The sequence below is a fragment of the Pseudomonas sp. PDM28 genome, assembly GCF_019219115.1.
Taxonomy (GTDB): Bacteria; Pseudomonadota; Gammaproteobacteria; order Pseudomonadales; family Pseudomonadaceae; genus Aquipseudomonas; species Aquipseudomonas laurylsulfatiphila.
This window is the reverse complement of the sequence record NZ_JAHUWG010000008.1, coordinates 132,248-156,091: the sequence shown is the minus strand read 5'-3', so window position 1 is coordinate 156,091 and position 23,844 is coordinate 132,248. Positions and strand designations below refer to the sequence as shown.

Genomic DNA, 23,844 nt, shown 5'->3' with positions numbered 1-23,844 from the left:
CCGGGTCCCGGGTAACGCCAGCTCTCTCGCTAGAAAACAAGACCAACAAACTGCACAAGCCAGCACGTGACTTGGCGCGGATGGACCTTCTCGTCCCGCGCCTTTACCCAGACAGATCGAGGGCAATCCAAAATGGCCAATTTCAACAAGTCGGACCTGGAGTTCATCCTCAAGCAAATCTTCATCGCAGAAGCGAATGCCGACGGCGCCAGCCTCAGTGATTTGCTTCCCAACAGTCAGGTGCCATTCGGCCTGCGTACCGTCGATGGCAGCTTCAATAACCTGGTCACCGGCCAGAGTGAATTTGGCGCCGCGGACAACGCCTTCCCGCGCCTGCTTGATCCTTCCTTTCTATCGCCGGCATACGCCGGGACCGGGACGGTGATCGACCCGCAACCACGGATTATCAGTAACCTGGTCGTCGACCAGACCGCCAACAACCCGGCGGCCTATGCCGCAGCTTTCGACCCGGGCCTGGACGGTGTGCTCAACTTCGGCACGGCGGGTAATGACGACGTACTCAAGGATGGCGTACAGATAGTCTCCAGCCCCGGTCTGGATGGGGTGTTTGGCACGGCCGATGACAAGGACGTGTTCTTCATGCCCAACGTGTCGCCGGACGCCGGCCTGACCGCCAGTTTCAACTCGTGGATGACCTTCTTCGGCCAGTTCTTCGACCACGGTCTCGACCTGGTCACCAAGAGCGCTACCGACGTCGTGTTTATTCCGCTGCAGCCGGACGATCCATTGTTCGTACCGGGCAGCCCGACCAACTTCATGGTGCTGTCACGTGCGGTGCGTACCGCTGGCGCGGACGGAGTAATCGGCACGGCCGATGATGGCCAGCCCAACACCACTTCGCCGTTCGTGGACCAGAGCCAGACCTACAGCTCGCACCCGTCGCATCAGGTGTTCCTGCGTGAGTACGTGCTCAACGCCGCAGGCGATCCTGTTGCAACAGGACGCTTGATTACCAACCGCGATCTCGGCGCCGACGGCGTATTCGGCACTGCCGATGATGGCGCCGGTGATGGCATGGCGACCTGGAAGGTGGTCAAGGCCCAGGCCCGTGACATGCTCGGCATCGACCTGACTGACGCCGATGTACACAATGTTCCGCTGCTGGCAACCGATGCTTACGGCAACTTCATCCGTGGTCCGAACGGCATGCCGCAAGTGGTGATTCGCATCAGCAACGGTGCCGACGGCATCGCCGGGACGGCTGATGACGTCACTCAACTGGTCGAAGGCAACCGGGCTGCTCCGATCAGCCTGGCCAACGCCGTGAGCACCGGGCATGCCTTCCTCGACGACATCGCCCACAATGCCGCGCCGGTCGTCGTCGGCGGGGTTCTGCAGGCGGATGCCGACATCGCTGTCGGCAATGCGCAGCCCGTTGGCCCGACCGGCAACAACCTGACCTATGACAACGAATTGCTCGACGCCCACTACATCGCCGGCGACGGCCGGGTCAACGAGAACATCGGCCTGACCACCGTGCACCATGTGTTCCACTCCGAGCACAACCGCCTGGTCCAGCAGTCCAAGGACACCATCCTTGCCTCCGGCGACCTGGCCTTCCTCAATGAGTGGCTGGCTGACGACGTGACCGCGATACCGACTACACCCGCCGAGATCGCGGCGCTGGTGTGGGACGGCGAACGCCTGTTCCAGGCCGCCAAGTTCGGTACCGAGATGCAGTATCAGCACCTGGTGTTCGAAGAGTTCGCGCGGACCGTTCAGCCGCAGATTGACGAATTCCTTGCACCCAACGGTTATGACACCTCGATCAACCCGGCAATCCTCGCCGAGTTCGCCCACGTGGTGTACCGCTTCGGCCACTCGATGTTGACTGAGACCGTCGATCGCTTTGACCCTGCGTTCAATCCGCTGCTCACTGACCCGGCTAATCCAGACTCGCAAATGGGGCTGATCGCGGCCTTCCTCAACCCGCTGGCGTTCGCCGGTAGCGGGGTGACTGCGGACGAGGCGGCAGGGGCGATCATTCGCGGTGTGACCCGCCAGGTCGGCAACGAGATCGATGAGTTCGTCACCGAAGCGTTGCGCAACAACCTGCTTGGCCTGCCGCTCGATTTACCGGCCCTGAACCTGGCGCGTGGTCGCGACACTGGCATTCCCACCTTGAATGAGGCGCGGCGTGAGTTCTATGCCTCAACCGGTGACAGCCAACTCAAGCCATACATCAGTTGGGCTGACCTGGCGGACAGCCTCAAGCACCCCGAGTCACTGGTCAACTTCATCGCGGCCTTTGGTACGCATAGCACGATCACGGCGGCGACCACGCTGGCAGACAAACGCGCTGCAGCCTTGGCGCTGGTACTCGGTGGTGCGGGTTCGCCGGCTGACCGCCTGGACTTCCTCAACAGCACCGGTGCCTATGCCAACGTAACGACGGCCGGCAAGGACGGGATTCTGGGTACTGCAGATGACCAGACAGGTGTGACGATCACAGGCGTCGACGACATCGACTTCTGGGTCGGCGGCCTCGCCGAACAGAAAATGCCGTTCGGCGGCATGCTCGGCTCGACGTTCAACTTCGTGTTTGAAACCCAGATGGAAGCGTTGCAGAACGGCGACCGCTTCTACTACCTGTCGCGTACCGCGGGCCTGAACTTCGGCACTGAGCTTGAGAACAACTCCTTTGCCAAGCTGATCATGCTCAATAGCGATGTCACCCACCTGTCGAACACCGTGTTCCTGACGCCGACGTTCACCCTCGAGGTGAATCAGGCCAATCAGTTCACCGGCCTGGGTGTAGCCGGCCGCGATGATCCGACAGGCGGCATCATGATCAACGGCGTGGAAGTCGTATCGCTGGTGATTCGTGACAACCCCGACACTGTCGGTCCGGACACCAATTATCTGCAGTACACCGGTGAAGACCATGTCGTCATGGGCGGCACCGCCGGCAATGACATCATCATCTCCGGTGAAGGCGATGACACCCTTTACGGCGACGGCGGCAACGACCGTCTCGAAGGCGGTGCCGGGAACGATGCGGTGCTGGGCGGTGATGGCGATGACATCATCAGCGACTCGTTCGGCGACAACCGCCTGGAAGGTAATGCCGGTAACGATGTGATCGTGGCCGGCAGCATGCTGGTTGCTGGCAACCTGATCCTGGGTGGCGACGGCCAGGACTTCATCATCACCACCGAAGACATCACCACCACCTTCGGCGGCCAGGGTGACGACTTCATCCTCGGTGCCAAGACCAACCTGCCTCCAACCGGCAACGAAGGTGATGACTGGATCGAGAAGGGCACCCAGGACGGTGCGCCTGGCGATAACTTCTCGCCATTGCTCAATGACGATGTGATCGGCAACGACATCTTTGTCGGCGGTGGTGGCTTCGACGAAATGATCGGCGAGGGTGGCGACGACATCTTTGTCGGCAGCGATGCCCAGGACAAGATGGACGGCATGTCCGGCTTCGACTGGATCACCTACAAGAACGACAACATCGGCGTGACCGCTGACCTGCGCCTGGCCGCGCTGGCGCAGCCACACGGCAATACGCCAAACCAGAACACCGGTGTGTTCAATCCGGTCGGCGCCTCGCCGGCCTCGATTCTCGACCGTTTTGCCGAGGTCGAGGGTTTGTCCGGTTCGAGTTTCGGCGATGTGCTCAAAGGTGATGATGTTGATGCGGTCACAATCGTCAACCACGGTGGTGCCACGGGCGGTGCGCTGACCAATGTGGCGTTGATCCGCGGACTGGACCAGTTCCTGGCCGATGCCGGCTTGCCGGTCACCGGCTTTGCCACTGGCAACATCATCCTCGGCGGCGATGGCAGTGATCTGATCGAAGGTCGCGGTGGCGATGACCTGATCGACGGCGACAAATGGATCAACGTCAGGATTGCCGTTTATGATCCGGCCGACGTCAACCATACCGGTCCCGAAATCGCCTCCTTCGACAGCATGGTCGATATGATTCCGCTCATGCTGGACGGTTCCATTAACCCCGGTCAGCTCAAGGCCGTGCGGGAAATCCTGCCCGGCACTTCGACCGGCGGGGCGGCCTTCGACACTGCCATTTACTCCGGGCTTCAGAGCGAGTACACGGTGACCGTCGACGATCGCGGTACCGCCGATCTGGCGGACGACGTCTATACCGTGACAGACAGCGTAGCGGGCCGTGACGGCGCCGATACCCTGCTGCATATCGAACGCCTGCAGTTCGCCGATAACCAGCAAGTGCTGGTGGACGGGCTCAATGCCCAACCGACCGGCAGTCCGACTATCACCGATGGCAACGGCGGCGCGATCGTCGTGGGCGACACGCTGACTGTCAGCGTGGCCGGGCTGCGCGATGCCGACAACATCACGGCGGGTAATCCGCTGGGCTTGATCAACAGCTCCGTGTCCTACTACTGGCAGTTCGAGGCAACTCCCGGCAGCGGCATTTTCGAGGACATCATCCTGTTGCCGGCCGGTGACCTGGCGTTCCAGAGTGCCGATGGCACCTCGTTCAAGGTCTCTCCCGACCTTGCCGGGCTATCGTTGCGGGTCAAGGCGATCTACCAGGATGCCCATGGCACCACTGAAATGATGTACTCGCAGCCGACCTCCGTGGTGGCTCCGGGCACACCGGTCGTACCGACGGCGCCAGTACCGGTCGTGGATGCAACCGCCGGTGGCGCAGGCCTGCACATGGTCCGCTCCGACCTCAACTTCATTCTTGACCAGATCAAGATTGCCGAGGCTGAAGCGTCCGGTCAGGACATCCTCTCGCTGATCCCGAACATCCGTGCGCCATTGGGCCTGCGGGCGGTCGACGGGTCGAACAACAACCTGCTGAACCTCAACGGCAACAATCACACCGAGTTTGGTGCTGCCGACAACGTCTTTCCGCGGCTGACCGATCCGGTCTTCAATCCGGCGGAAGGGGGAACGACGTATGCGAGCAATGGCGGCCTTGTGATTGACTCGCAGCCGCGCACCATCAGTAACCTGATCGTCGACCAGACGTCGAACAACCCGGCGGCCTATGCCACGGCTTTCGACCCGGGTGCGGACGGAGTGCTCAACTTCGGCGCGGTGGGTAACGACGACGTGCTCAAGGATGGCGTACAGATAGTCGCCAGCCCCGGCATGGATGGTCAGTTCGGTACTGCCGATGATCACGATGTGTACCTGTTCGAGAACACCGCGGCGGATGCGGGGCTGTCAGCTCCGTTCAACGCCTGGATGACCTTCTTCGGGCAGTTCTTCGACCATGGCCTGGACCTGGTGACCAAAGGCGGCTCGGGCACTGTCTTCATTCCGCTTCAGCCGGATGATCCACTGTTTGTCCCAGGTAGCCCGACCAACTTCATGGTCCTGACCCGCGCGACCAACCAGCCAGGGCCTGATGGCGTTCTCGGTACGGCCGACGACATCCATGAGCACACCAATACCACCACGCCGTTCGTGGACCAGAACCAGACCTACAGCTCGCACCCGTCGCACCAGGTGTTCCTGCGCGGATATGAACTGACCGCCGACGGCCCTGTCGCGACAGGCCGGTTGATCACTAACCGTGACCTTGGGGCGGATGGTACCTTTGGTACCGCTGACGACGTTGAAATCGGTGGCATGGCCACCTGGAAGGTGGTCAAGGCGCAGGCCCGTGACATTCTCGGTATCGATCTGACCGACGCCGATATCGACAGCGGCCCGCTGCTGGCGACTGACGCCTATGGCAATTTCCTCAAAGGGCCGAACGGCTTCCCGCAAATTGTCATTCGGGTCAACAACGGGGTAGACGGCATTGCCGGTACCGCCGACGACGTCACTACGCTTGTCGAAGGCAATCCGGCCAGTCCGGTCAGCCTCGTGAACGCAGTGCGCACGGGGCATGCCTTCCTTAACGACATCGCGCACAACGCCACTCCGGTCGTTGTCGGTGGCGTTCTGCAGGCGGACGCTGACGCCGATGTCGGCAATGCGCAACCTGTTGGTCCAGGCGGCAACAACCTGACCTACGACAACGAACTGCTCGATGCTCACTACATCGCCGGCGACGGTCGGGTCAACGAGAACATCGGCCTGACTGCAGTGCATGCGATCTTCCACTCCGAGCACAACCGCCTGGTCCAGCAGACCAAGGACACCGTGCTCGATTCGGGTGACGTGGCCTTCCTCAATGAGTGGCTGCTCAATCCGGTGACCGCATTGCCTGCCACCCAAGCCGAGTTCGATGCGCTGCAGTGGAATGGCGAGCGCTTGTTCCAGGCTGCCAAGTTCGGCACCGAAATGCAGTATCAGCACCTGGTATTCGAGGAGTTTGCGCGGACCATCCAGCCCCGAGTCGACCTGTTCTTCGCACCGACCCAGGTCTACGACGTCGACCTCGATGCCTCGATCGTCGCCGAGTTTGCCCACACCGTATACCGGTTTGGCCACTCGATGCTGACCGAGACCGTCGATCGCTACGACATCGACTTCAACGTGATAGGCGATCCGGCCAGCGCCAATCCCGATCAGCAAATGGGCTTGATCGCGGCGTTCCTCAACCCGCTGGCGTACGCCGCCAGTGGCGTATCGCCAGAGGATGCGACCAGTGCGATCGTACGTGGGGTAACACGGCAAGCCGGTAACGAAATCGACGAGTTCGTCACCGAGGCGCTGCGTAATAACCTGCTCGGCCTGCCGCTCGACCTGCCGGCGCTCAACATCGCCCGTGGCCGCGATGTGGGGATTCCCTCACTCAACGCGATTCGCCGCGATATCTACAGCCAAACCGGTGATACCCAACTCAAGCCGTACACCAGCTGGGTCGATCTGGTGCAGTACCTCAAGCATCCGGAGTCGTTGATCAACTTCATTGCGGCCTACGGCACGCATGACACGATCACGGCAGCGACCACGCTGGATGGCAAGCGCGCAGCAGCTCTGGCGCTGGTCTTTGGTGGTGTGGGTGCACCCGCTGATCGGCTGGACTTCCTCAACAGCACTGGTGCCTATGCCAACGTGACGCTGCCTGGCAGGGATGGGATAGCGGGCACTGCGGACGACCTGAGAAATGTCACGATCACAGGCGTCGATGCCATCGATCTCTGGATCGGCGGCCTGGCCGAAGCGAAAACCCCGTTCGGCGGCATGCTCGGCTCGACTTTCAACTTCGTGTTCGAGAACCAGATGGAAAAACTGCAGGACGGCGATCGCTTCTACTACCTGGAGCGTACCTCTGGCCTGTCGATGAATGCCGAACTTGAAAGCAACTCGTTCGCCAAGCTGATCATGGCCAACACGTCGGCCACGCACTTGCCGGGCCTGGTGTTCTCGGATCCGGGGTTCTACCTGGAAGTGGACCAGGGCAGGCAGTTCAACGAAGGCCTGCTATCCGTCGATCCGCTCGGCCCGAACGGCGAGCAGGTGGTGTTCCGTGACAACCCGCTGACAGTGGGCGCGGACACCAACTACATCAAGTACACAGGTGATGAGCACATCGTGCTGGGTGGCACCGATAACGACGACATCCTCATCTCCAGTGAAGGTGATGACACAGTCTGGGGCGATGGCGGTAACGATCGCATCGATGGCGGTGACGGCAACGACCAACTGCGTGGTGGTACCGGCGACGACATCATCACCGACACCGGAGGCGACGATAACCTCCAGGGTGGCGACGGCAACGACGTGTTGCACGGAGGCAACGGCATCAACCTGATCATCGGCGGGTTCGGCAACGACTTCATCGTGACCGGTGAGGACGCCTCCGAAGCCATTGGTGGCCAGGGCAACGACTTCATCCTGGGCAGCAAGGCCAACGAACAGGACATGGGTAACGAAGGCGACGACTGGATCGAGAAGGGCACTTCGGACGGTGCACCTGGCGACAACTTCGACCCGCTCGGCAACGACCCTGTGATCGGCCACGATGTATTCGTCGGCGGTAACGAGAACGACAAGTTCAACGGCGAAGGCGGTGACGACATCATGGTCGGCAGTCTCGGCTTTGGTGACCGCTATATCGGCGGCTCAGGCTATGACTGGGCGACCTTCAAGGATCTCGCCCAGGGCGTGAGCATCGATTACAGCGATCGCTTCTTCGATGTGCCACCTATGCCGGGCTCAGGAGCCTCGGCGCTGGTGCGTTTCGACATCATGGAAGGTCTGTCGGGGTCGTCCCACGGTGACTTCCTGCGCGGTGACAACGAAGATGCGACATCGTTGCCTACGGCGGGTGCAACCGGCAGTGTGCTGACCAACATCAGCCTGATCGACGGCCTGGCAGGTCTGTTGCCAGTCGGAGCGACGTTCTTCGACGGCGGCAACATCATCCTCGGTGGCAGCGGCAGCGACCTCATCGAAGGCCGCGGTGGTGACGACATCATCGATGGTGACAAGTGGCTGAACGTGCGCATCAGCGTACGGGCGAACGCTGATGGCACTGGCGCGGAAATCGCCAGCTTCAACAGCATGGAGCCGCTGGTGCCGTTTATGCTGAACGGCACTTACAACCCGGGCCAATTGGTCATCGTGCGGGAGATTCTGACCGGCACTGACAGCTTCGACACCGCAGTGTTCTCCGGTAATGCATCGGAGTACACCGTCGCAGTCGATGGCAATGCTGTCATCGTGACTGACCTAGTGGCGGGCCGTGATGGCGTCGATCGCCTGACGGGCATCGAGCGCCTGCAGTTCGCTGACCAGGCGCAGGCGTCCGGCGTTGGCACCGCCTTGAACAGCGGGCCTGTAGGGCGTCTGGCGATCCTTGATAATGCTACCGGTGCGCGTGAGGATACGCCTGTCGCCGGCCAGCTGTTGCGCGTCAGCGATCAGTCGATCCGCGATCTGGACAGCGTGAGTGCGACCAATCCTACAGGTGCGGTTACCGGTGCGGTGTCTTACTACTGGCAGGTCGAAAACGTTGCCGGTTCGGGCATCTATGAAGACATCACCTTTATCGCCGCCGGCGAGGCATCGCGGGCGATCGGTACCACCTACCTGGTGGCGGATGATGTCGCCGGTCTGAACATCCGTGTTCGGGCGGTGTATCAGGATGCCAAGGGTACGCTGGAGTTCGTCAGTTCGTCGGCGAACAACGCACCGACTGCCGGGCCGACCGTTACTGGCCTTGCGACGCAGAACCAGGTGTTGACCGCTGACCCGTCGACCATCATCGATGTCGATGGCCTGAGCAATCCGCAGTTCACCTTTCAGTGGCAGGTGACCAACGGAGTCACTTTCGTCAACATCGCCGGGGCCACCGGTAGCACGCTCACGCTTACCCAGGCTCAGGTCGGTAATCAGGTGCGGGTGGTGGTCAGTTACGTCGATGACTTCGGTGTCGCCGAAAGCGTTGCGTCCGATGCCACGGCACCGGTGGTCAACGTCAACGATGCACCGACAGGCGCGTTGCTGATCAGCGATACCACACCGACCCAAGGGCAGGTGCTGACCGCACAGACGGCCGGGATTGTCGATCCGGACGGGCTGGGCACATTCAGCTTCCAGTGGCAGCAAGGTGTCGGGACTACCTTCACCAATATCGCCGGCGCGACCAACGCGACCTTCACCCCGGGTGCGGCGCAGATCAACCAGCAAATCCGGGTGATCGCACGCTACACCGATGGCTTCGGCACGCTGGAGTCGGTGACCTCTGCGGCGACGGCGGCGGTCGTGCTGCTGGGTGCGGTGCAAACGGGTGACGCCCTGGCGAACACCCTCAACGGTACCGCCGGTAGCGATGTGCTGTTTGGCTTGGGCGGGAACGATACGCTCAATGGCCTGGGTGGTGTCGACCAGTTGTTTGGCGGCATTGGCGACGACTCTCTCAGCGGCGGGGACGGCAACGACTTCCTCAATGGCGAGGAAGGCAATGACTTCCTTAACGGTGGTGCGGGTAATGACCTGATGCTGGGCGGTGTCGGCAACGACACCTACCGCGTCGACTCAGTCGGCGATGTGCTGATCGAGTTGACGGGTGAGGGGGCGGACTCCGTACAGACCTCGCTGGCCAGTTTCACACTGGGCGCCAACATGGAGCACATGATCTATCTCGGCGCCGCCAACTTCACCGGCAACGGCAACGCGCTGAACAACATCATTACCGGTGGGACGGCCAATGACACCCTCAACGGCGCTGACGGCAACGACACCTTGCTCGGTGGAACCGGCAACGACTTCCTCAATGGCGGTGCGGGCAATGACCGAATGGTCGGTGGGGCCGGCAACGACACCTTCCGCGTCGATTCGAGCGGAGACCAGGTGGTCGAGACGGCGGGTGAGGGTGCGGACTCCGTACAGACGACACTCAACAGCTACACGCTGGGTGCCAACGTCGAGCACATGATCTTCATCGGAACCGGCAACTTCACCGGCAACGGCAACGAGCTGGGCAACATCATCACCGGCGGGGTGGGTAATGACACCCTCAACGGCGCTGGCGGCAACGACACCTTGCTCGGTGGAGTCGGCAACGACTTCCTCATTGGCGGTGCGGGCAATGACCGGATGGTCGGTGGCGTCGGCAACGACACCTTCAATGTCGACTCAACCGGGGACCTGGTGACCGAGGTGGCAGGTGAGGGTGCGGACTCCGTACAGACGACACTCAACAGCTACACACTGGGTGCCAACCTCGAGCACATGATCTTCACCGGAACCGGTAACTTCAACGGTACCGGCAACGCGTTGAACAACATCATTACCGCTGGAACCGGTAATGACACGCTCAACGGCGGTGACGGCAACGACACCTTGCTCGGTGGATCCGGCAACGACTTCACCATTGGTGGTGCGGGCAATGACCGGATGGTCGGTGGCGTCGGCAACGACACATTCCATGTCAATTCGAGCGGAGACCAGTTGGTCGAGACGGCGGGTGAGGGTGAGGACTCCGTGCAGACGACACTCAACAGCTACACCCTGGGTGCCAACGTCGAGCACATGATCTTCACCGGCGTCGGCAACTTCGTCGGCAACGGCAACGGGTCGAACAACGTCATCACCGGCGGGGTGGGTAATGACACCCTCACCGGCGGTGACGGCGGCGACACCTTGCTGGGTGGTGCAGGCAACGACATCCTCGATGGCGGTGCCGGCAACGACGCTATGACGGGTGGTGCCGGCAACGACACGATGAATGCCAGCGCTGGCGACGATGTCTTCGTGTTCGGAGCGGCCTTCGGCAACGATCGGATCATCGGCTTCGATGCCAACGCGGCGGGTGGCCAGGATCTGCTCAACTTCGTCGGGGTCGGCATCACGGCTGCGACGTTCAACAGCAGTGTCAACGTCTTCGATCAAGGAGCGGATACGTTGCTCACCTTCGGTGCCGGTTCCATCACCCTGGTAGGTGTGGGAGACCCGAACACCATCTCGGCCTCGGACTTCATCCTGGCCTCTTGATGTTCTGACAGGCACTGTCGCAAGGAGCGTGGACCACGGAGGGGAGGGCAATGGATGCCCTCCCTTTCTTCTTCCACTCGGTTTTCCGGGTGCCAGCAGCGTACTGGAGCTCGACAAGGCAGGCTGGAACCGAGCTGCGAAATCAAAAAAATGGAAAAGGGGAAACCTGGCCGTGAACATTTCAGCCATCTGCATCTTGAGCAGCCTACTGGTTTCGGTCACGGCTTCTGCTACCGGGGCCGCTTCGGTCTTGGACCTGGACTTCACCAGGTCAGCCATGGAAACGCTGGAAAAACTGGATATCAACGACGCTTGCATTATCTCCGTATCAAACCCTGCCGCGTTTACCTTCTGCCGAGAAGGATCGTCAACACTCTGGAAGTATCAGGTGCTGGATCTGGAGCAACAGGCGGCGATGCAGATGGGGCAAAAGCGCTCTGTGACGGACTATCAACGAATTACCGTTGTGCAACTCAATAGCGTTGCCTGCGAGCAGGATCACCTTGCAGCCTTGGCTAAACCGGCTATCAGGAGAGGACTTGCCCTTGGCCTGATCACCCTGTTTCTGTTGGTCGGCCTGCGGCAAACCTACCGGGCAATCAGGCAGGGTTATTACGTACAGGCCGGTGTTGCGAGGCCCGGTTTTCAGCGATTGAGCGAATCCGGGTTACCGCAAAATTCAACGGTCATGGCGTTGCTCGCCTGGGGTATGGCGGCAGCTACGGCTTTTGTGTATTTCGGCTTTTGAGTCTGGGACGAACAGTATTCATGCGGTGTGAATTCGCTGGCTCACACGCTTGAGCACCTGCAAGTAAGTGGGCGGTGGCGGCACGATGCCGCGCTGTCGCAAAAGAGCATGCAACTTCGGCAGGCGAAAATACGGCACCGATGCCATCAGATGGTGCTCGATGTGGAAGTTGACCCGGATAGGCGCCACGCAAGCGCGGGCGATCAAACCGGCCTGTGTGGTTCGCGTATTGCGAAGGACGTCCGTGCCTGATTCCAGGCAGGCATGTTCCGCCATGGAGCGAATGCGGATGAACAACGGGAACGGCGTGATATAGGCCAGCACCCACACGCCGTACAACCACGCCTGTCCACTGATCCAGAATGTAGCAAGGAGCAGGCCGTTGGTGAGCAGCATGCCGCTGGCGTTTCTGAAAAAGGTCCGTGGGTAGTCCCACCAGCGACGACCAGCCTGCGGCAGGCGGCGGATATCGCTGGTGAGCGACCACTGCAGCACGCCGGCATCCATCAGTATGCGTCCCGCGAGGAACTTGAGGCCGGTAATGCCTGAAAGATCACGCAGGCACTTGCGCATCATGGAGCGGCGCGTCGTAGGCAATCCGGCAACCAGGCAGAGATCGGGATCGTCGACGGATGAGGTCCTGGCGTGATGAGTCAGGTGATAGGGACGATATTTGCGTAGCTCGTTCCAGATCGGCCGGGCGCACATCCAGTCGACCAGTACGTCATTGCACCATTTGCTCTTGAACAATGTCCCGTGCGCGGCGTCGTGCTGCAAAATGCCAAGGCACAACTGGCGTCCGGCAATAATCACGACACCCACGATCAGAGCGAGACTGAACCCCCACCAGGGCAGGAGTTCGCGGGCCCAGGCCAGGCTTGTAAAGGTCAAGGCCAACACGCCCCAGGTAGACACCACCGCCCAGGCACCCCAGAGGTCTGAGCGTTCGCTGAAGGATTTGATTTCGTCGCGGCTGAGAATATCGCTGATTTTGGTTTTGTTATGCATGTCTATCCTCGACATCAAGGGCCTGGAACGGCACGGGTGATGAGTCAGTTGAGTCTTCAGGGCTGTTGCAGAAAGGTGCGCCAGATCTGGTGGCCGCGATCCACGAAACGCTGGGTGCAGGCAAAGAACTCTGTGCGCAGCGCCACATCGACCATAGGTTCCGGTAGCAGGGGATCGAAGACGATCTGGCGGATGCCTTCGCGACCGAGGATGAAAGACTCGCGTGCGGCCATGTCCGGCTTCAGTTGCCCGGCGCGCAGCGTCCAGCTTTCCAATTGCTCGCAATGGCGGCGGTAGCTGTCGTCGAGCAACTCACCCTTCCACAGGTTTTGTATTCGCTGCGCCTGCGCCTCTTCGAAGCCCTGGGCCTGGAAAACCAGTGCGGCCGGTTCCAGGCCGAGTTCGATCAAACGTCGACGCAACGACTCGATATCAGGCGAGATATTGTTCGGGCGCACGTACAGGTCTTTGTCCAGCTCCGCGAAACCCAGCATGTGCAGGGCCCGTTCACGCTGGCGCAAGATGTTGCGATCACTGCGCCCCAGGGCGTTGCACGCCACCATCAGATAACTGCCGTCCCACGGCCGCAGATGCTGCTCCACGTTGCGCCACTCGAACAACTGCGCCGAGATGTCCCTGGCCTGTGGCCCCAGCTGATAACTTCCTCGGCCCGCACCTTCCAGCAATGCTTCGATAGTGAGGCGCGCCAAGGTGACCCGGACATTGTTTTCACTGATGCCGAATAGCTCGCAGGCGAGGATGGCTTCCCTGACCTGCAGGGGAACGCCGTTTTTAGCAACCAGCAGTTCGAGCACCAGGCTTTTTACGCAAGGTTTCATTGTCTTTCCAGGTCATTATAGATTTCGAATTAATCTATCGTTCTGAGTAATATTACACAACAGTAAGTTTATTCATTTTTGTTGTAATGATTAGGTTGGCGGCCTTATGTCATGCGCTGCCTGGATTACGCCTTCGCCGGCAAGCCGGCTCCCACAGGGTTTTGTGTCGTTCACAAAACGAGGGTGAATACGCGTTTTTTGTGGGAGCTGGCCTGCCAGCGAAGACGGCCTCGCGTCATGCACCGGCCTGGAAAACGCCTTCGCCAGCAAGCCGGCTCCCACAGGGTTTTGTGTCGTTCACAAAACGAGGGTGAATACGCGTTTTTTGTGGGAGCTGGCTTGCCAGCGAAGACGGCCTCGCGTCATGTGTCGGCCTGGAAAACGCCTTCGCCGGCAAGCCGGCTCCCACAGGGTTTTGTGTCGTTCACAAAACGAGGGTGAATTCGCGTTCTTTGTGGGAGCTGGCTTGCCAGCGAAGACGGCCTCGCGTCATGTGTCGGCCTGGAAAACGCCTTCGCCGGCAAGCCGGCTCCCACAGGGTTTTGTGTCGTTCACAAAACGAGGGTGAATTCGCGTTCTTTGTGGGAGCTGGCTTGCCAGCGAAGACGGCCTCGCGTCATGTGTCGGCCTGGAAAACGCCTTCGCCGGCAGGCCGGCTGCCACAGGGTTTTGTGTCGTTCACAAAACGAGGGTGAATTCGCGTTCTTTGTGGGAGCTGGCTTGCCAGCGAAGACGGCCTCGCGTCATGTGCCGGCCCGGAAAACGCCTTTGCCGGCAGGCCGGCTCCCACAGGGTTTTGCGTCGCTCACAAAACGAGGGTGAATCCGCGTTCTTTGTGGGAGCTGGCTTGCCAGCGAAGATACCTCGGGCTGCCTGGTCAACGGCGGTTTACCGTTCCAGGCGTGGCCACTACCCACCCTGTGGCAGCACCCGGGCATTGTTCCCCGCGCCTTCGATGTAGACGTTCATGCCTTTGCTCAGGGCTGGATTGATCGGCTGGGTCACCGATACCAGCACTCCACTTTTCACCCGAACGATGACCTGTTGCGCTGCAACCGGCTGATCATACTTTTTCTTCTCTGCATAGTTACCGCCCACCGCACCGGCGAGTGCGCCGGCGACCATGGCGACGTCGCGCCCGGTGCCACTGCCGATCAGGCTGCCGATACCGAGGCCGCCAAGGCCCCCGAGTACGGCGCCGACGCCACTGTCGTGATTGGTCTGCATCTGCGTCAGCGATATCTGCTCGATCTTGCCCGAGCGAATCTCCATTTCACCGGCGCCGCCATCGTTCGACCCCACGGCGGAACAGGCACTGATCAAGACCGTCGCCAACGTGACCGTCACCCAGGACAGGATTGCTTTCATAGCTGTACACCTCGTCATTGGTATTTGATGGCAATGCCTTTGAGCTTGCGACCCTGAATCGTATCGATGTCGCGGTTCCACAGAGGACCGGTCACGTAAGCAGCGACGGGTTGGATCCGGTCATAAACCACCACCACCGCGTCTGCACCCAGTTTGGCGCCTTCTTCACGCAGTTTCTGTTCGACCTGGGTGATGGGCGGTGCCGGGTCGACGCTGGCATCAATCAGGATTTCGCCCAAACGCACACTGGGGCGCTTCGGTTCCGTGCGTAATATCTGGACTTCGGCGGGCAGGGTCGGAGCAGGGTGCTCGACCCCGACGTAGGCGGTCGTCTGGGCATCCACCGTTGCGCAAGCGCTTAACGCAAGCGCGCTGGCGATGAGCGCTGCGGCGATTAAAGGTCTGTGTAAATGTGTGAGTCGAAGCAATGCATGGGAAGCCATATCAGCCATTCCTCTTCCGGGAGCGATTCAGCCGCCAACATCGGTTGGCGGTTGAATCAGGGGTTCAACTGCGGATGAATGCCCAGAGATCGACGTTCAACTTATCGATCGCCGCCTTGAAGTCCTGGGCGGTGATTTTCTGGGTTTCGTTGGACAACTGCTTGCCGAACACCTTGCGCACGACCCTGGCCACGGTCTGGTTGTCTTTCGCGTCGATGAGTTCGGCCTCGATATACAGCTCGGTGTCCTGATCGCGGTGACCGGTGGCCGCCTGTGTCGCTCCGACGACAGCGGCGATGGGCACCACTTCATACCATTTCATGCCTTCGTTGGAGGCGCTCACGCCGGTAATCGCGGCGCGCAGGATCAAGGTTTTCGAACCTTTTGGCGCGGCACTCGTGTGGTGGACCATCCGGTATTTCTGCCCCAGCGTCGCTTTGACCCTGCTGCTCATGTAGTCCCGGATGTCATCGAGTGTCTGCTGGTTGACCCGCTCATTGGGTTTGGGCGCCGGATACAGTTCCAGTCGCTCGAACGCTACCGTGTCATAGGCATTGGGGTTCCACGATGGGCTCACCCAGCGCATCGCCGTGCCGCCGCTGGGCGTGGTGACCTCCTGCAGATTGTCGTAGTTGGACAAGTAGCCGGAGTACTGCGCCTGTTCAGTGACTTTGGAGGTGCAACCACCGAGCAGAAGCCCGGCCACGGCGGCACCGACAAGCAGGTTTCGGGACAGATTCATGATGCTGTGTGCTCCTCGGATGAAGTCGCTTTGGTGTGGCAAGACACTCAAAAGCGCCAGGTCATGTTTCCGGTCACGGCTTGAATCCAGGCATTGTCGAATTGACCGGAAATTCGATTGCCCGAAACGTTTCTGGTCTGGTCAACCGGCATGTCGCCAATCCAGATCATGGCCCAACTGAGGTTGACGTCGGTGTCCTTGTCCAGCGCATAGGTGGCCCCTGTCGCAAGGCGCCAGGACTCGGCCATCGGTACGGTCACGGTGCGGTTGCTGTCCGACACGGCGCTGCTGTCGTACGCCACGCCGACGTTCCACAACCATTGCGGGGTCGCCTGGTATTGCGCGCCGAGCGACAGGTGCCAGGTGTCCTTGAAATGTGCGTCGACAGTGGTTGATCGGGCGCCGAGCGCCGTGGTGTCGACCTGCACCGCGATGTCGCCGAACTCTGACCAGTCCTGCCAGTTGACCGAAGCGAGCAAGGCCCATTGCCGGTCCAGTTGCTGGAAAAGGCTCAGGGTGATGGTTTGCGGCACCTTCATGTCGAGTTCGGTCTTGGTGTTGTTGACGCGCTCGAGCAGTCGGCCATCACCATTCACGTCCAGCCGGTCCTCGAAGTCCAGATCGACCTGGCTGGTGTAGGTCAGGCCAATGCGTGTGCCGGCTTGCGGGGCGTAGATGACGCCGACATTCGCACCGAAACCCCAATCCTGGTCCTTGTACTTGAATTGGCCGTCGGTGCGGTCTGTAAAACCGAACGGCGAACGGTCAATCGCGGTCTGGGCTTGCAGCATGCCGTACATGGCCTTGACCCCCAGACCCACCGACCATTGCTCGTTGAAGCGGTAAGCCACGCTCGGCACAAACGACAAGCCACCGAGGCTGGCGTTCTGTGCGAAGTAGCGCCCGGACCAGTCGTTGTCGTAATTGACCGCCAGGCCGAAGTCGGCGTATTGGCCGAAGCCGACGCTCCAGTGGTCGTCCAATTCATGGCTGATGAAAAAACTGCCGCCGGGAATCGGGTCGAGGGCGTTGCCACTGCCGCTACCTGGCACATTGGTGTCGGCATCGCGATCGAACTTGAGGTTGCCGTAAAGCACCTGCAAGCCCGCGGTGATCTGTGTTCCCGGCAAGTAACTCAGGCCCGCCGGATTGCTGGCGATAGTGGAAGGGCCCTGGGCCCGGGCAGCGGCGCCGGCATTGGCCAGGCCGGCGTTATCGGTGCCGATTTCGTAGAGCATGATGCCGCCGGCGTGTGCTTGCTGGCTGCACAAGGCAAGTAGTGTAAAGGCAGGCAGTGCACCTGTTCTGGTTTGCATGGATCAGATCCCGGCAAATGTGCATTTTCGAATAAGGGTGAATTAACGAACGTCGAAAAACCTGAATTACGTTCAAACGGCCTGGTGGGGTCACACATAAGTGGTAGTTCATATTCTCGATATTGGAAGGAACAACTTATGAATAGCGCCATCCATGCGCGTTATTGTTTATTCAGGATCGCGAAGTAGAACGCCAAAGCGCTTCACCCCGAGGCAGGATGAAGCGCGCGCCGTTGTTGATTACTGCTGGGTGCCTGGCAGTAGTTCAAAGGTCGGGGTAAATGGGGTGATCGCCGCCATTAACAGTTCGAACGGTTTGCGGTTGCCTTCGAAGGTGGCCTTGCCGGTTGCGACGAGTTGTTCAAATCCGGTCTTGCGGGCCATCACGCCTTCCAGATCAACACGGTCAAGGGTGATGGTGAGGTCGGCATTGCTGGCTTGTTGCCCCTTGATATTGGTCAATGTCGAGTTGCTCAACTCCACCACGAACTGCTCGCCGTTATCGGGCGTCTTGAGATTGAAGATGAAGTGTTGATCCGCGACTTTGCTGCCATCCAGGGCAATGCCGAGGTATTCGAGCCATAACTCGGTGCTCATGCCGCGGATCATGTCCGCACCACCCGTTTTTGGCGGCACACCCTTGGGCATGCCATGGCGCAGTTCATAGGCTGCCGAAAGGAAACTATTGCGCACGCCAGCACTTTCTTTCTGATAACCGACTTGCTCATAGACATCCGCGAGCAAGTCCTTGGCCTTGCTGTTCTGCGGTTCGGCATACACCAGCTTGTTGAGGATTTCATAGGCTTCGCGGTACTTGCCCTGATCGAACAAGGATTGACCCTTGGCCATGATCTTGTCGGCGCCGCCCATCATTTCCACATACAGCGGCGCCGAATCTTTCGGCGACAGCGGCATCAACGTCGCCGGATTGGCATCCCAGTAACCCAGGTAGCGGTTGATCACGGCGCGACTGTTGTGCTCTTCCGAACCGTGGTAGCTATGGGTCGCCCAGTTGTTTTTCAGGCTTTCGGGCAATTTGTAGACGTTTTGAATCTCGTTGATGGTGACGCCCTGGTTGGCGGCATGCAGCACGGCGTTGTTCAGGTTGGCATAGGCATCGCGTTGCGCGCGCATCACATCCTGAATCCGCTCGTTGCCCCAGCGTGGCCAGCTGTGGGAGGCGAACATGACGTCTGCCGTTTGACCGTAGCGATACAGGGCATTGTTGATGTTCTTCGACCAGACCAGCGGGTCGCGGACGAGGGCGCCGCGCAGGGTATAGATGTTATGGATGGTGCCGGTGATGTTTTCGGCTGCCCAGAAGGCCTTGAACTGTGGGAACCAGGTATTCATCTCCGCAGGCGCTTCAGTGCCGGGCGTACTCTGGAACTCCATTTCGATACCGTCGATGGTCAGGGTTTCGAAATCCTTGGCAATGTAACGGTTGGGCTCGATCAGCCCCATGTTGCCACTGGAAGCGTTTTTACCAATGGCCATGTCGACATGACCGTAGGGGCTGTGCGGCAACAGCAAACCATATTGCAAGAACGCCCGCCGGTTCATGGCGTTGCCGGCGTAGACGTTTTCAGCCACGGCATGCTCCATGAAACCTTGCGGCGCAATCAGCGGGATCTTGCCGCTGCGCACATCGGCCTCGTCGACCACGCCGCGGATTCCGCCAAAGTGATCGGCATGGGAGTGGGAGATCACCACCGCCACGACCGGGCGCTTGCCCAGTTTTTCGTTGATGAAGTCCAGGGCGGCCCTGGCGGTTTCCTTCGACAGCAGCGTGTCGAAGACAATCCAGCCGGTGTCGCCCTTGATGAAGGTGATATTGGCCAAGTCAAACCCGCGCACCTGGTAAATCTTGTCCGGAACGACTTCATAGAGGCCATAGGCCGTATTGAGCACCGCCTGCCGCTGCAGCGACGGATTGATGCTGTCGTAATCCTTGCCTTCATTCAGGAAGTTGTAGCTGCCCATGTTCCACGCGACGTTTCCGGCGTCGGCCATGATCTTCTTGTAGGGCGGTGCGGCGATGAAGCCTTTTTTCGCTTCTTCAAGGTCGCGCTTGTCTGCAAAGGGAAGTGACTTGCGCACAGTGTTCTGCATGTCGACCGTGTAGGACGAAGGCGCCTTGCCCTTGCTGTCGAAGTGCACGTTTTGCGATGGAGCCGGATCGGAAGCTGCGCCGTTTGCATCGGCCGCGAAAACGCTAGGGCTGATGCCACCGCCAAGTGTGATCGCCAGTGCCAGATGGAGGGTCTTGTTGTACATGAAAGGTTCCTGCGCCAGATGAAATGTCCAGGGGTGTCAAGGCAACGCAAGTGTTCTGCGTTCTCGGCTTGACCCGTCGAGCCATGAATAGCATATTGATTTAATTCCGAAAAATTCCGTTTTAAAGTCTTTCGATAACATAAAGGTTATGAGATGACGCCGAACCGTCTACGTCAGTTTTTGGCATTGATCGAGCACGCACACTTTGGCCGGGCCGCGAAGGCTCTGGGTGTTTCCCAACCGGCGCTGAGTAAAAGCATCCAGTTGCTGGAGCGCGAACTCGGGGTCACGTTGTTCGATCGACGCACCGACGGTGTTGTACTGACTGCATTTGGCCATTTGCTTCAGGAGAAGAGTCGGCGCCTGTTAGTGGCAGAGCAGGATCTGCGGCGTGACATCGCCTTGCTGGCGGGCGGGGATATCGGCGCGCTGAAAGTCGCTTTCGGTCCTTACCCCAGCATCATCAGCGGCTACGCCGGCATCGCGCGGATGCATGCCCGGCATCCACAAATAAGGGTGACGGCCCATGTGGCCGGGTGGCGGGAGGTGGCTCACCAGGTCACAAGCGGCGTGGTGGATCTGGGCATCGCTGAAATCAGTACGTTGCAAGGCCGGGAAGAACTCACCTTCGAGCTGTTGGGGGAGCATGAAGGCCGCCTGTTCTGTCGCCCGGACCATCCGCTGCTTGGGCAAGACCGTCCTCTGACATTGGCACAAACACTTGATTACCCCTGGGTGGCCTCGCGCATTCCCTTGCGATTGGCGACCCACTTGCTTCCGGCAACGCTGGGCTGCGCCGGTGCCTATGATGCGCTGACCGGGGACTTCGTACCGGCCATCGAAATTGATGTGCCCATGCAAATCGTGAAGTTCGTCGAGAACAGCAACGCCCTGGCGCTGGGGAATCTGTCGACGTTCGAGCGCGAATTGTCGGCGGGAGAAATCGCGCCGTTACCCGTTCAGGACCTCGCACTGCGTACCCGGTATGGCTTCATTTACCTCAAGGAACGTTCGCTGCCACCCGCGGTAGGGGTGTTCATGAAAGAAGTGAGGGCAGTGGAGGCCGACGTTTGTCAGCGCGAAAGTCTGTTGGTCAAGATCATGGAGGCGTGAAAGCCAGGGGCAGATGACACTGTCAGCGTTTCTTCTGTTTTTTGCCTGATCGCCGGGTGACAGGTGCGAAGTTGTCCAATGCGGATTTATTGAGGTACAGCCCATTTATTAATGAGCTATACCCAATGTTCCCCCATGCACTTCTTCCACTTTTGGAGGTTGTTATGAATACCCGCATCGTTCCACTCGCGCTACTCATGGCAGGTCTTTTCGGTTGCAGCACGGCTTCGAACCACTCAATGAATCTGCCTCTGGCTGCCACCCACCGCAATGCGGGCCAGACGGGCAACGCCACCCTGACAGCCGAAGGCAACCAGACCAATTTTGATTTCTATATCACTGGCGTTCCGACCGGAACCCTCCTGCCACCGCGCATTTACACCTTCATCAACAAAGGCAGCTGTCAGCAACCCGGACCTGTTGCTTTTGCAATGAACGATAAGGTCAATACAAAAAATGAAGCCGGGTCCAATGGCTGGAGTTTTTACCGTAATGCGCCGATCGCAACGTCAGAGTTGCTTTCCGGAAAATATTCCATCGTCGTACGGACATCACCTGAAGACGGCAGCGTCGATATCTTTTGTGGCGATGTCGCCCAGGCAAAGCGCTGACATGATGTGACGCCAATAGGACGCGCCTTTGCGGCCCGCACTTTGTAAATGCGGGTCTACACTCACCTTCTGTTAATGGTATAGGCCGGATTGGGATGTACGTGACAAGGGCCACAAGCCATTGCGGTCAAAGCTCAATATTTAAAGTGCCACACCGAATGACGGATTGAGCGTCAGTATAAGGAGGGGGCAGTTGCAGTTTTTGAGCCTTGAGAGATGAGAGCACGACGTATCCGAGACGGGTAGTTATGTGAATCAACTGGACGAGGATCAAGTTCATGAAACTGCGAAAACTTGTACTGACGGGATTGGCGTTGAGCAGTCTGGCAATTGGCGCCAGCCTGCCGACAGTGACTCAAGCGGCCAATCAGAAACCCAACATCGTGTTCATCATGGCCGATGACATCGGCTGGATGCAGCCGAGCATCTATCACCAGGGCCTGGCGGTGGGTGAAACGCCGAATATCGACCGCATCGCCCAGGAAGGCGCGAAATTCATGACCTACTACGCCGAGCAGAGTTGTACGGCGGGGCGCAACGCTTTCTTTACCGGGATGCACCCGCTGCGTACCGGCATGATTCCACCGCAATTGCCCGGCAGCCCGTCATGGCTGCGCCCTGGCACCCCTGCACTGTCCAAGTTTTTGCTGGATCTGGGCTATACCACTGGTGAGTTCGGCAAGAACCACCTGGGCGACAACTTCGAAGCGCTGCCGACATCCCACGGCTTCCAGGAATTCTGGGGTTACCTCTATCACCTCGATGCGATGCAGGGCGTGAGCTTTGTCGATATCAACAAGACGCCGCAGGTGCAGGGCATCGCCCCACCGTGTAAGGCCACACCGATCAACGGGCTGCCGGATGTGCCTGGCGCCATCGATCCGCGGGAAGGCACCTGCCTGACGCCACCTCGTCCGGTCATGTCTTGCGTCTCCAGCGACGGTACGCAGAAGAACACCACATGCAAGGACGAAGGGCCGCTGACGCTGGAACGCTCGAAGTCCGTGGATGAAGAAATCTCCGCCAAGGTCATCGACTTCCTCGACCGCAACGATCCGAAGAAGACCAATAAACCCTTCTTTGTCTGGTACAACCCGGCACGCATGCACATCACCACGGTGCTGCCACCCAAGTATGACGCCATGGTCGGTGAGCCCGGCGGAAAAGACTGGGGCACCAACGAAGCAGGCATGAAGCAACTGGACGACAATATTGGTTATGTCCTGAAGAAACTCGAGGACATGGGCCAACTGGACAACACCATTGTCGTCTTCACCACCGACAACGGTGCGGAAACCATTACCTTCCCGGACGGCGGTACAACCCCGTTCAAAGGCGGCAAGTTGACCACCTGGGAGGGTGGCATGCGCGCTCCGTTGGTCATCCGCTGGCCCGGGGTGATCAAGCCAGGCACGGTCCTCACCGACATCTTTGCCTCGCTCGACTGGGTGCCGACACTGGTCAGTATCGCTGGCGGCAAGAAGGGCAATGAGCTGAACGAGCAGATCATGGCGGGCAATTACCCCGGCATCGTCAAGACCAAGCTCGATGGCGTGGATCAGACGGACTACCTGACCGGCAAGTCCGACAAGTCGGCGCGCGACACCTTCTTCTACTACACCGGCTCGCAACCTTCGGCGGTGCGCTACAAGAACTGGAAGATGTACTACACCATGGTGCCGGATACCGCGACGGGCGGGTTGTATGGCGCGACCACCTTCCACTGGACCCAACTGCTCAACCTCAAGCGCGACCCTTTTGAAACAACGGTCGGTGCCGACGCGAAGTCCATCACGGGCTATGGCGGTGCCTTGGGCTCACCGGGTAACGCCTATATCTACAACTGGAACATGCTGCCGATCGGACAGTTGCTCTGGGAGAAGGAGCTGATGTCATACAAGGACTTCCCGCCCATGCAGGCGCCGGAAACCTACAATCTGGACGGCATCCTCAAAGCCATGAAGCAGAACGGTCATAACGGACACGATTGACACCGTGACTGATCAGCCGTGCGG

General features: G+C 59.6%; 12 protein-coding genes. 5 read left to right on the top strand and 7 right to left on the bottom strand.

All coding sequences use genetic code 11. The annotated features are described in order from the left end of the window. The first annotated feature begins 132 nt into the window (after positions 1 to 132). Positions 133 to 11,364, top strand: a complete 11,232-nt coding sequence (locus tag KW841_RS19395; protein ID WP_218479162.1) for a peroxidase family protein — start codon at positions 133 to 135, stop codon at positions 11,362 to 11,364. Between the two features lie 172 nt (positions 11,365 to 11,536). Then, complete coding sequence (locus KW841_RS19390) at positions 11,537 to 12,112, top strand: hypothetical protein (protein WP_218479160.1); 576 nt, start codon at positions 11,537 to 11,539, stop codon at positions 12,110 to 12,112. Positions 12,113 to 12,130: 18 nt separating this feature from the next. Here the strand turns inward: KW841_RS19390 and KW841_RS19385 are convergent, their stop codons facing one another. The 7 genes from KW841_RS19385 to KW841_RS19355 form a co-directional block, all read right to left on the bottom strand. Continuing rightward, on the bottom strand, positions 12,131 to 13,120 hold the full coding sequence (locus KW841_RS19385; RefSeq protein WP_218479157.1) for a fatty acid desaturase family protein: 990 nt from the start codon (positions 13,118 to 13,120) through the stop codon (positions 12,131 to 12,133). 56 nt (positions 13,121 to 13,176) lie between these two features. Further along, complete coding sequence (locus tag KW841_RS19380; protein WP_218479156.1) at positions 13,177 to 13,959, bottom strand: PaaX family transcriptional regulator C-terminal domain-containing protein; 783 nt, start codon at positions 13,957 to 13,959, stop codon at positions 13,177 to 13,179. Between the two features lie 909 nt (positions 13,960 to 14,868). After that, positions 14,869 to 15,327: a glycine zipper 2TM domain-containing protein gene (locus tag KW841_RS19375; protein ID WP_218479153.1), complete on the bottom strand. Its 459-nt coding sequence runs from the start codon at positions 15,325 to 15,327 to the stop codon at positions 14,869 to 14,871. Between the two features lie 14 nt (positions 15,328 to 15,341). Then, a complete protein-coding gene (locus KW841_RS19370; RefSeq protein WP_218479468.1) occupies positions 15,342 to 15,770 on the bottom strand; it encodes a hypothetical protein in 429 nt (142 codons plus the stop codon). Positions 15,771 to 15,834: 64 nt separating this feature from the next. Beyond that, positions 15,835 to 16,512 (bottom strand): DUF3313 domain-containing protein, encoded by a 678-nt coding sequence (locus KW841_RS19365; RefSeq protein ID WP_218479151.1) that lies wholly within the window; start codon positions 16,510 to 16,512, stop codon positions 15,835 to 15,837. Between the two features lie 47 nt (positions 16,513 to 16,559). Continuing rightward, positions 16,560 to 17,828 (bottom strand): OmpP1/FadL family transporter, encoded by a 1,269-nt coding sequence (locus KW841_RS19360; protein ID WP_218479149.1) that lies wholly within the window; start codon positions 17,826 to 17,828, stop codon positions 16,560 to 16,562. 240 nt (positions 17,829 to 18,068) lie between these two features. Then, positions 18,069 to 20,105 (bottom strand): alkyl/aryl-sulfatase, encoded by a 2,037-nt coding sequence (locus KW841_RS19355; protein ID WP_218479146.1) that lies wholly within the window; start codon positions 20,103 to 20,105, stop codon positions 18,069 to 18,071. Between the two features lie 153 nt (positions 20,106 to 20,258). On the opposite strand from KW841_RS19355, the gene KW841_RS19350 reads away from it, so the two are divergent. The 3 genes from KW841_RS19350 (at position 20,259) to KW841_RS19340 (ending at position 23,820) form a co-directional block, all read left to right on the top strand. Beyond that, entirely contained in the window at positions 20,259 to 21,218 is a 960-nt protein-coding gene (locus KW841_RS19350; protein WP_218479145.1) for a LysR family transcriptional regulator, read from the top strand. A 164-nt stretch (positions 21,219 to 21,382) separates the two neighbouring features. Beyond that, the gene (locus KW841_RS19345) at positions 21,383 to 21,829 is read left to right on the top strand and encodes a hypothetical protein (protein WP_007976942.1); all 447 of its coding nucleotides are present in this window, start codon (positions 21,383 to 21,385) and stop codon (positions 21,827 to 21,829) included. Between the two features lie 278 nt (positions 21,830 to 22,107). Further along, positions 22,108 to 23,820: an arylsulfatase gene (locus KW841_RS19340; protein ID WP_218479143.1), complete on the top strand. Its 1,713-nt coding sequence runs from the start codon at positions 22,108 to 22,110 to the stop codon at positions 23,818 to 23,820. Positions 23,821 to 23,844 lie beyond the last annotated feature (24 nt).

What these genes read in the sequence shown, in the direction of transcription:
- KW841_RS19395 (WP_218479162.1), top strand. Translation starts at nt 133, where the DNA reads ATGGCCAATTTCAACAAGTCGGACCTGGAGTTCATCCTCAAGCAAATC.
- KW841_RS19385 (WP_218479157.1), bottom strand. Translation starts at nt 13,120, where the DNA reads ATGCATAACAAAACCAAAATCAGCGATATTCTCAGCCGCGACGAAATC.
- KW841_RS19380 (WP_218479156.1), bottom strand. Translation starts at nt 13,959, where the DNA reads ATGAAACCTTGCGTAAAAAGCCTGGTGCTCGAACTGCTGGTTGCTAAA.
- KW841_RS19375 (WP_218479153.1), bottom strand. Translation starts at nt 15,327, where the DNA reads ATGAAAGCAATCCTGTCCTGGGTGACGGTCACGTTGGCGACGGTCTTG.
- KW841_RS19370 (WP_218479468.1), bottom strand. Translation starts at nt 15,770, where the DNA reads ATGGCTTCCCATGCATTGCTTCGACTCACACATTTACACAGACCTTTA.
- KW841_RS19365 (WP_218479151.1), bottom strand. Translation starts at nt 16,512, where the DNA reads ATGAATCTGTCCCGAAACCTGCTTGTCGGTGCCGCCGTGGCCGGGCTT.
- KW841_RS19360 (WP_218479149.1), bottom strand. Translation starts at nt 17,828, where the DNA reads ATGCAAACCAGAACAGGTGCACTGCCTGCCTTTACACTACTTGCCTTG.
- KW841_RS19355 (WP_218479146.1), bottom strand. Translation starts at nt 20,105, where the DNA reads ATGTACAACAAGACCCTCCATCTGGCACTGGCGATCACACTTGGCGGT.
- KW841_RS19350 (WP_218479145.1), top strand. Translation starts at nt 20,259, where the DNA reads ATGACGCCGAACCGTCTACGTCAGTTTTTGGCATTGATCGAGCACGCA.
- KW841_RS19345 (WP_007976942.1), top strand. Translation starts at nt 21,383, where the DNA reads ATGAATACCCGCATCGTTCCACTCGCGCTACTCATGGCAGGTCTTTTC.
- KW841_RS19340 (WP_218479143.1), top strand. Translation starts at nt 22,108, where the DNA reads ATGAAACTGCGAAAACTTGTACTGACGGGATTGGCGTTGAGCAGTCTG.